Annotated in this window: 11 protein-coding genes and 1 other RNA gene; 7 read left to right on the forward strand and 5 right to left on the reverse strand. The window is 39.8% G+C overall.

What is annotated here, in order from left to right; all coding sequences use genetic code 11:
* Window positions 1-122: transposase (locus QM867_RS10355; RefSeq protein ID WP_414276697.1), on the forward strand; the 122-nt coding region annotated here is incomplete at its 5' end.
* 99 nt (window positions 123-221) lie between these two features.
* Here the strand turns inward: QM867_RS10355 and nusG are convergent.
* From nusG to recJ, 4 genes are all read right to left on the reverse strand, one after another.
* Window positions 222-758 carry a transcription termination/antitermination protein NusG gene (nusG, locus tag QM867_RS10360; RefSeq protein ID WP_045763385.1) on the reverse strand — a complete coding sequence of 179 codons (537 nt, stop codon included), beginning with the start codon at window positions 756-758 and terminating at the stop codon, window positions 222-224.
* Between the two features lie 57 nt (window positions 759-815).
* Window positions 816-992, reverse strand: coding sequence for a preprotein translocase subunit SecE (gene secE / locus QM867_RS10365; protein WP_001211016.1), 177 nt, complete (start codon window positions 990-992; stop codon window positions 816-818).
* A 9-nt stretch (window positions 993-1001) separates the two neighbouring features.
* Window positions 1002-1154, reverse strand: coding sequence for a 50S ribosomal protein L33 (gene rpmG, locus QM867_RS10370; RefSeq protein ID WP_001809375.1), 153 nt, complete (start codon window positions 1152-1154; stop codon window positions 1002-1004).
* A 373-nt stretch (window positions 1155-1527) separates the two neighbouring features.
* The gene (gene recJ, locus QM867_RS10375; protein ID WP_414315730.1) at window positions 1528-3753 is read right to left on the reverse strand and encodes a single-stranded-DNA-specific exonuclease RecJ; all 2226 of its coding nucleotides are present in this window, start codon (window positions 3751-3753) and stop codon (window positions 1528-1530) included.
* Window positions 3754-3930: 177 nt separating this feature from the next.
* Here recJ and QM867_RS10380 point away from each other — a divergent pair, with 177 nt between their 5' ends.
* The 6 genes from QM867_RS10380 to ssrA all read left to right on the forward strand — a co-directional run bounded on the left by QM867_RS10380 (window position 3931) and on the right by ssrA (window position 8146).
* Entirely contained in the window at window positions 3931-4689 is a 759-nt protein-coding gene (locus tag QM867_RS10380; RefSeq protein ID WP_281335773.1) for an amino acid ABC transporter ATP-binding protein, read from the forward strand.
* Window positions 4690-4699: 10 nt separating this feature from the next.
* Window positions 4700-5494, forward strand: coding sequence for a transporter substrate-binding domain-containing protein (locus tag QM867_RS10385; protein WP_414315727.1), 795 nt, complete (start codon window positions 4700-4702; stop codon window positions 5492-5494).
* 12 nt (window positions 5495-5506) lie between these two features.
* On the forward strand, window positions 5507-6184 hold the full coding sequence (locus QM867_RS10390) for an amino acid ABC transporter permease (RefSeq protein WP_414315728.1): 678 nt from the start codon (window positions 5507-5509) through the stop codon (window positions 6182-6184).
* Between the two features lie 9 nt (window positions 6185-6193).
* Window positions 6194-6853: an amino acid ABC transporter permease gene (locus QM867_RS10395; RefSeq protein WP_075231400.1), complete on the forward strand. Its 660-nt coding sequence runs from the start codon at window positions 6194-6196 to the stop codon at window positions 6851-6853.
* Between the two features lie 260 nt (window positions 6854-7113).
* Window positions 7114-7695, forward strand: coding sequence for a class I SAM-dependent methyltransferase (locus QM867_RS10400; RefSeq protein ID WP_414315729.1), 582 nt, complete (start codon window positions 7114-7116; stop codon window positions 7693-7695).
* A gap of 103 nt (window positions 7696-7798) precedes the next feature.
* Window positions 7799-8146, forward strand: a transfer-messenger RNA (tmRNA) gene (gene ssrA / locus QM867_RS10405).
* 522 nt (window positions 8147-8668) lie between these two features.
* Here the strand turns inward: ssrA and QM867_RS10410 are convergent.
* Window positions 8669-9388, reverse strand: a 720-nt coding sequence (locus QM867_RS10410) for a Rib/alpha-like domain-containing protein (protein WP_414274104.1), incomplete at its 5' end; no start/stop codon positions are given.

Here is a 9388-nt window from a genome sequence, read left to right on the forward strand (position 1 = left end):
TCATTAAGGTCATCAAGCGCAATGCTTTTGGCTTCCGGAACTTTGAAAACTTTAAAACTAGAATCCTCATTGCTTTGAACATCAAAAAGGAGAGAACCATGTTGGTCCTCTCCAGGTTATAACTTTTCATCAACCCACTACAGTTGACAAAGAGCCTAAAAAGACAACCGTTGTCTCTACAGTTGTCTTTGTTTGTGATTTTATATTGATAATATTTTTGATTAAAGTTCTGCAATCTGGTTAAGATTTACTTCTGCAACTGTATCATTACCAAACATTGAGATAATCATCTTAACTTTATTATTATCAATTTCTGTGATCTTACCTGTGTAATCTGCGAAAGCACCGTCAATGATGCGAACAGTTTGGCCAACTTCAACATCAATATCAAATTCTTGGACAGTTTGACCCATAGAAACTAAAATATCGCGAATTTCTTGTTCCAAAAGTGGAGTTGGTTTTGATCTGTTTCCGTGTGAACCTACGAATCCTGTTACGTTTGGTGTGTTACGTACAACAAACCATGCTTCGTCGGTCATAACCATTTCTACAAGAACATAACCTGGAAAGCGATTTTCTTCGATTTCTTTTTTCTTTCCATTTTTTTCCACTTGCACTGTTTGTGTAGGAATTTCAACACGTAGAATATTTTCTAACATATTGTATGTTTGTGCACGTTGCAATAGATTTTCTTTTACTTTATTTTCGTAGCCAGAGTAAGTTTGTAGCACAAACCATCCTTTATCAAAACTATCCATGTTTTTTCCTTTCCTAACTGAAGAATTTCAGCGACTAGATCTTTTTCTTAGCTTATTTTAAAAAATATTAATAAAACGAATCAATCCGCTAACAATCAATTGGTCAAAAATATAAATCATCACTACAAAGAAAGCAGTGTATTCCATGATAGATTTAAAATCTAACCAACTTTCCTTGCGAGTCGGCCAAGTTGTTTCTTTAAGAAGTTTAAAAATATCCTTAATAAAACGCATCGTTTTCTCCTATCTCGTTTCTCGGTGTGTGGTGTACTTGCCACAGTGTTTACAAAATTTATTTACTTCTAAGCGTGTTGGTTTTGGATTTCCACTAATCTTAATCGAATAGTTTCTAGAACCACAAACCGCACAGGCTAGACTTGCTTTTTTAAGTGCCATAACGCCTCCATCCTACCTATTATAACAATAAACCTCTGCTTTGACAAGTTAAATCGTTTGTTGATTTTTTAAGGTAATTTCTCAAAGTAACTTCCACTTGATTTACCAAGAGATTTAGCCAAAATACTTTTAAACATAATTTTTCAAAAGAAAAGCATCATAACAAGTCAGCGACTCTAACTTCTGATCCAAAAAATCAAACAAATCTAAAAAGATCTCCCTTGGTATCGGTAAACTAGCTTCAAATTCTTTCTTCTGTTGATACTTATACTCTACTAGGAATTTCCTTTCCACTTCTTTCTCCATTTTCTACTTCAACTAACTTCCACTTGAGAGCAAATAGAAAGAGTCAGCAAGCCAACTCTTTCTATCTCTATTCACTTTTTTCCATTAAGAAATCATAGATTTCCTTAACTGTTCCAAGCGCCATAATCTCCTGTTCTTTAACAGTTTGTTTAAGCTTTTGATAAATCCGACTTTCAGCTATATCACGCTTTTCAGCCTCTTTATTCACCCTCATGACTCCATTTTCAATGGTCACAAAGCCAAGCTCTTCAAATATCTGAATCATTTTGACTAATAGGATTTGCTCAATCTTGAGATAGGCCGCCAAATCCTTGAGTTTATAGCGAATATCGAACTCTGGGAACTGATAGATGGTTTTATACAATTTTGCAAACTGCTCTCTTGTGCCATAGCCCGTCAAGTAGTAAGCCTTAGCGATATCATTTTTAAAGTAAAGAGCTGAAAACTCCTGCTCCTGACAGATTTTCTTAAGGAGGGATATATCCTCAGGGATATTCTTCACGACAATAGCTGGACAAGAGGTCACATCAGGTAACTCTTGCGTAAAGTCCAAAACAGGTACACCTTCTGGCAACAGGGCATTCTTACCACGGATGTTAAAGAGCTGGACACCTTCTACACGGGCATCAACCATCATCAACTGCAAGGTTGTTTGTCCATTCCATTGGTTGACAGAGAGAGTCACTGCTAGTTCCAGTTGCTTGGTCTGTGAGAATTCAGTCGCCCATTTCCCTTGACCAAAAGCGACTACCTCAAAACTGGCCTCACCTTTTGAAATTTTCAGCTTGAGATGAGCATTACCAGCCCCCATAACGCGAGCATTTTCAACTTGAAAATCTCGAATGTAGAAGACAGGTTTTTGGTTATCCATCCCAAAAGGAGCTAGACGTTCAAAACTTTTCACCGTCTCCAAACTCAAGTCCTCTAAGTCCAGTTCTTCATCTAAAAATAAATTGTTTTTACCTTGGGCATCTGCACCTTTTTCTCGGATATAGGCTTCCAAAACATCGGATAAGACTTCCAACTTATCCACTTCAAGGGTCATACCTGCAGCACTTGCGTGACCACCAAAGGCGATAAACAGTTCTCGATGCGGGTCCAAGGCTTCAAAGATATCGACTGCTTCTACGCTTCGAGCACTCCCCTTGGCGCGTCCATCTTCGATATTCAGTACAATGACTGTCTGCCCTAGTTCTTCAAGCAAACGCCCAGCTACAATTCCAAGAACTCCCGGATTCCAGCCTTCCTTGGCCAAAACTTGAACACTTTTATCAGGATCCACCATTTTCTTAGCTTCATCGTAAATGAACTGAACAACTTCCTTACGTTCTTCATTCTTTTGATGAATCAAAAGGGCGATTTCATGCACTTCCTCATCGTCAAATCCAGTCAACAAATCAATAGCTGGATTGGGATCATCCAAACGTCCTAGAGCATTTAAACGCGGTGCTAACTGAAAACCAACTGTCTCTTCTGTCACATCACTACTCGAAATCCCAGCGATTTCAAACATTTCTTGCAAGCCCATTCGCTGAGTATTGCGCAAGACCTCAAGACCATATTGGACCATGATACGATTTTCGTCCGTCAGGCTGACCATATCGGCAATTGTACCGATGGCAACCAAGTCCAACAACTCGACCTGTACTTCTTCCAAAAGAGCACAAGCCAACTTAAAAGCGACCCCACACCCCGCCAAATGCTTGAAAGGATAGTCCGCCCCTGGATGTTCAGGATGGATAATAGCATAGGCATCTGGTAAAATCTCAGGCATAGAATGGTGGTCAGTCACAATGACGTCCACTCCCATAGACTGAGCCAAATCAATGGCCTCATGCCCCGCCACACCATTGTCCACAGTCACAATCAAAGACACACCCTGCTGTTCGATAAAATATTTGTAGACACTGGCATTTGGACCATAGCCGTCCGTAAAGCGATTAGGAAGATAAACCAGGCACTCAGCGCCTAACTGTTCTAAACTTTCCTTAACAATGGAAGCCGAAGTCATCCCATCCGCATCGTAGTCCCCGTAAATGAGAATCAGTTCCCCTTGCTCAATAGCATGGCGAATCCGCTCCACTGCCTTTTCCATATCATTTAAAAGGTAGGGATCATGCAAATCCTCCAAAGAAGGTTCTAAAAATTTTTTCAGACTAGTTTCATCCTTGATGCCTCGTTCAAATAACAAACGAGCCACTTCCGCGCCCAAACCAGCTTTCTTAGCGATCTTTGTAAAATCCGCATCCTCAACTTGCGGAGCAAATTGCCAATTATAAGTAGGAATTATCAAAAAAATCATCCACTCTTTCTTACGATTCTATCGTTTTATTATAACATGATTTTCAGTTTTTCTCTATCTGCTTTGCTTTTATCAAAGTTTTACTAATTTCTTTGTAATATCATTTGACAAGAAAACGCTTTTGTTGTAGAATCTATGTTACAAAATCTAACACAAAGGAGAAAGATTATGACTTTAGTAGAATTTAAAGCTGTTGAAAAGTATTACGGAGACTACCACGCACTCCAGAATATCAACCTTCGTTTTGAAAAAGGCCAAGTTGTTGTTTTACTTGGACCATCTGGTTCTGGAAAGTCAACCCTTATCCGTACTATCAATGGTCTAGAGGCAATTGATAGTGGAAGTCTCCTGGTAAACGGACACCAAGTGGCAGGTGCTAGCCAAAAGGATTTGGTCCCCCTCCGCAAGGAAGTAGGTATGGTTTTCCAACATTTTAATCTTTATCCACATAAGACTGTGTTAGAAAATGTAACTCTTGCACCTATTAAAGTACTGGGTATTGATCCCAAAGAGGCTCAAAAAACTGCGCAAAAATATTTAGAATTTGTAAATATGTGGGATAAGAAAGATTCCTATCCAGCCACCTTATCAGGCGGACAAAAACAACGAGTAGCTATCGCTAGAGGTCTAGCTATGAAACCTGAACTCCTCCTCTTTGACGAACCAACCTCAGCTCTCGACCCCGAAACAATCGGCGATGTCCTAGCTGTTATGAAAAAACTAGCCCACGACGGCATGAATATGATCATCGTCACACACGAAATGGGCTTCGCTCGTAAAGTAGCTGATCGCATCATCTTTATGGCAGATGGGCAAGTCCTGGTCGATACAACAGATGTGGATGCATTTTTTGATCACCCAAGTGAACCACGCGCCCAACAATTTCTCAGCAAGATTATCAACCACGAAAGTGATAAGGTCAAATAAGGAGACACCTATGAAAAAGAATTTCTTTCTTGCAACAGTAGTTACCAGTCTTTTAAGCATTGGATTTGTGACATCAGTTCAAGCAGATACCAGTATCGCAGATATCCAAAAAAAGGGAGAAATCGTTGTTGGCGTCAAACAAGACGTTCCTAATTTCGGCTATAAAAACCCGAAAACTGGAGAATTCTCAGGTATTGAAACAGATTTAGCCAAACTGATTGCAGATCAACTCAAGGTCAAGGTCCGCTACGTTCCAGTTACTGCCCAAACGCGAGGTCCTCTGTTAGACAACGAACAAGTGGATCTGGATATCGCCACCTTCACAATTACTGACGAACGAAAAAAACTCTACAACTTCACCAGCCCTTACTATACAGACGCCTGTGGATTTTTGGTAAATAAATCAGGTAAGATTAAAGATATTGAGGATTTAAATGGAAAAACCATTGGAGTCGCACAAGGATCCATCACCCAAAAGCTGATTACAGAGCTAGGTAATAAAAAAGGACTATCCTTTAAATTTGTCGAACTCGGATCTTATCCTGAATTGATCACCTCCCTCCACGCCCATCGGATTGATGCCTTCTCGGTAGACCGTTCTATCCTTTCTGGATATACCAGCAAAAGAACTGAACTACTTGACGATAGCTTCAAACCTTCTGACTATGGTATTGTAACCAAAAAATCAAACACGCAACTGAATGACTACCTAGATCAATTGGTCGTCAAATGGAGTCAGGATGGGACCTTGCAGGAGTTATATGATCGCTACAATCTCAAACCTTCCAAACACTCAGCAGAATAAGGAGGTAGCTACATGATAGATTTATCATCTTGGACAGCTTATTTTCAACATTTTGGTCAATTTTTTAACGGATTTCTCTTTACTATAGCTATTGCTCTAGGTTCTTTTACCCTAGCCATGCTATTGGGCATCCTATTTGGTACCTTATCCACTAGCAAACATAGCAGTTTACGTATTTTATCTCGTATCTTTGTCGAATTTTATCAAAACACCCCTCTCCTAGTTCAGTTCGTTATTGTATTTTATGGTTTGCCCCTGATTAGTAACCATACTATCATGATTCCTATCTACTGGACTGCCGTTCTTTGCGTCGGACTCTACCACGGTGCCTATATCGCCGAGGTCATTCGATCAGGAATTCAGTCTATCCCTAGAGGCCAACTCGAAGCCGCTCTTTCTCAAGGATTCACCTACGCAAATGCAATGCGCCTGATTATCTTACCGCAGGCTTTTCGCATCATTCTCCCTCCCTTAACCAACCAAGTCGTCAACCTGATTAAGAATACTTCGACAGTAGCTATCATTTCTGGAGTTGATCTCATGTTTGTCACCAAATCTTGGTCCGCACTCAACGGCAACTACATCCCAGCCTTTTTAGGTGCTGCCTTCTTCTACTTTGCCCTCTGCTTCCCTGTTGCTCAATTTGGACGAAAAATGGAGCAAGCTAACAAAAGAGCTTATTCACTTTAGGAGGTTTTTATGGAAAGTATTCTTGAAGTTCTCAGTCTAGACAACCTCATCTTTATTTTAAAAGGTTTTGGTCTAACCCTCTATATCTCTTTGATTGCTATCACGCTTTCAACACTGATTGGAACCATCCTCGCTGTCATGCGTAATGGAAAAAACACCCTATTACGAATCCTTGCTAGTGTCTACATTGAATTTGTACGAAATGTTCCTAATCTACTCTGGATTTTCACTATTTTTTTAGTCTTTAAAATGAAGTCTACTCCAGCTGGAATCACCGCCTTTACTCTCTTTACATCTGCAGCTCTTGCTGAAATTATCCGAGGTGGTCTTAATGCAGTGGATCAAGGACAATACGAGGCAGGAATGGCACAAGGTTTCTCCTATCGCCAAATCCTCTATCACATCATCCTACCGCAAGCCATCCGCAAGATGCTCCCTGCCATCATCTCTCAATTTGTAACAGTGATTAAGGATACCAGTCTTCTATACTCTGTAATCGCCCTCCAAGAGCTTTTTGGTGCCAGTCAAATCCTCATGGGCCGATACTTTGAACCAGAACAGGTTTTCAGCTTATATATCCTGATCGCTCTAATCTACTTCAGCTTCAACCTAGCTATTTCAAGCCTTTCACGGACTCTAGCAAAACATTGGCAACAAGCTGCAGAATAACAAGAGGTTGGGACAAAAAATCCCGACCTCACTTTTTATTAACAATCAAACATTGACGCGGTAGCTGATTGAACTTTTTGTTCGTCTTTTAGACTCCAAAATGCTCCTAATCATCCTCGCGGGGCTGGGACTACGAAATTGAGACTTTGTCTATCGATTTCTGTCCCACCGCCTTTTGAGAGAAATCTTTTTGCTTATTTCTTTACTAGAAAATAAGCTAGGAAATGTTAAACTGACAAACTCTATGCTAGACTAGAAATATGGAACATCATTTTAATCATCGAGCAGAATCATTTGATTCTCCAAAAAATCAATTTCTGGCCGATCTTGTTTATCAGCATATAGTAAAACAAGTGCCTGATTTGTCGAACAAATCAATCCTAGACTTTGGAGGCGGAACTGGCCTCATCGCCCTTCCTCTTGCCAAACAAGCTAAATCAGTGACCTTGGTTGATATTGCGGATAAAATGCTTGCGCAAGCTCGTCTCAAGATTGAAAGTCAAAAGCTTGCAAACCTATACTTGATTCAACAGGATTTATTACTTGAACCACTTGAAGAAGAGTTCGATCTTATCATCGTCAGTCGAGTTCTTCATCATATGCCTAATCTCGAGGACAGTCTGGCTATGTTCAAGGAACATTTGACTCATGGCGGACAACTCTTTATCGCCGATTATACCAAACCAGACGAGGAAGAACACGGTTTTATCATTTCTGAACTTGAAGAAAGTCTCAGCCAACAAGGTTTTTCGGAAATAACAAGTCAAATACTCTACAGCTCAGACCATCTCTTTCTCCGTAAACCTTCCCGATTATTTCTTACAAGTAGCAAGAATATTTAACCTTCGAGGTATCAGACAAGCACTAAAAACAAAGCAAATGCTAATCTTTACTCAGTTTTTGCATTTTCCCAATAGATAAGGTATAATAGTTGTATTGTCTTTTGGGGTCGTTACGGATTCGACAGGCATTATGAGGCATATTTTGCGACTCGTGTGGCGACGTAAACGCCCAGTTAAATATAACTGCAAAAAATAACACTTCTTACGCTCTAGCTGCCTAAAAACCAGCAGGCGTGACCCGATTCGGATTGCTCGTGTCTGATGACAGGTCTTATTATTAGCGAGATACGATCAGGCTTTGTCTAGCAGTTTGATAAGAGATTTATAGACTCGCAGTTCCTAGGCTTGAGTTATGTGTCGAGGGGCTGTTAAAACAATACATAACCTATGGTCGTAGACAAATATGTTAGCAGGTGTTTGGACGTGGGTTCGACTCCCACCGGCTCCATTATATTAAAAAAACGTTGATGTTCTCAACGTTAGAACGAAGACAAAGTCCTTGGAAGTCAAGTTTCCAAGGGCTTTTCTTTGTGTAAAGTCGTATAATAGAGGCAAGAAGAGTTGTGAGGTGTTCCTATGTTTCAAACGTTGATGATATCAACGTTTTTTCTGTCATCATACAAGTTTACAATGTTACATCAAGACACTTGAAAGATGGCAACATTAACTTTTCTTCTATGGGAAAAATAGCATATATAGTGGATTGAACTTAGAGTAGTACAATATAAATTCTAAAACATTTTTAGAAATTAATTTGACTTTCCTAACCTCTTTGTTCACATCTTATTTCAATCAACTATACATTGAACAGCTATTCAATTGAATTTTTAGCATTTTAAAGATCTGTAAGACTGACATTTCCCCTTTCTCCTAATCATTATCCATCAAAAAAACCGTAAGAATTTCTTCTTACGGTTTTTCTAGCAAATTCATAGAATTGAGATTCTCAGTTTTGCTTTATTTGAGTAATTTCTTACTCTTCTTCCTCACGTTTTTTAGCGAAGAGGAGTCCGCCTGTTGCTGCTGCAAGAAGTGCTAAAGCAAGTGAAGCGCTAGATTGTTCTGTACCAGTATTTGGCAATTCTTTCGCTCCTGCTTTCTTAGCTGGTGCTTGAGCAGGTGAATCTTGGTTAGCAGCTGTAACAGCTTTTTCAGCTGGAATGACTGCTACTGAACCATCTTCAAAGGTTACAACTACTGATCCATCATTGTTAACCTTAATATCTTTCGCGGTTGGGTTAGCTTTCTTAACTTCGTCGGCTACTTTAGCTTTTTCGGCGTCAGTCAAGTTGCTTGGATCTGTAACTGGGGTTACTGATGGATTCTTAACTCCATCTGATTCCTTAACTTTATCTGATGATTTCTTAACTGTCTTATCGGCTGGAATAACAGCTGTTGTACCATCTTCAAAGGTTACAACTACTGATCCATCATTGTTAACCTTGATATCTTTCGCGGTTGGGTTAGCTTTCTTAACTTCGTCGGCTACTTTAGCTTTTTCGGCGTCAGTCAAGTTGCTTGGATCTGTAACTGGGGTTACTGATGGATCTTTAACGACTTTATTAGTTGGATCTTTTACAGTTACTTTAACTGGTACTTCATCCTTAGAACCATCTGGGTAAGTCACAACGACTGTAGTTCCTTTATCACCTGGTGTAGTTGTGTCTACTGGTGTCTTGAACTCTACTGTTGT

This window comes from Streptococcus infantis (genome assembly GCF_047463635.1).
GTDB lineage: Bacteria > Bacillota > Bacilli > Lactobacillales > Streptococcaceae > Streptococcus > Streptococcus infantis_W.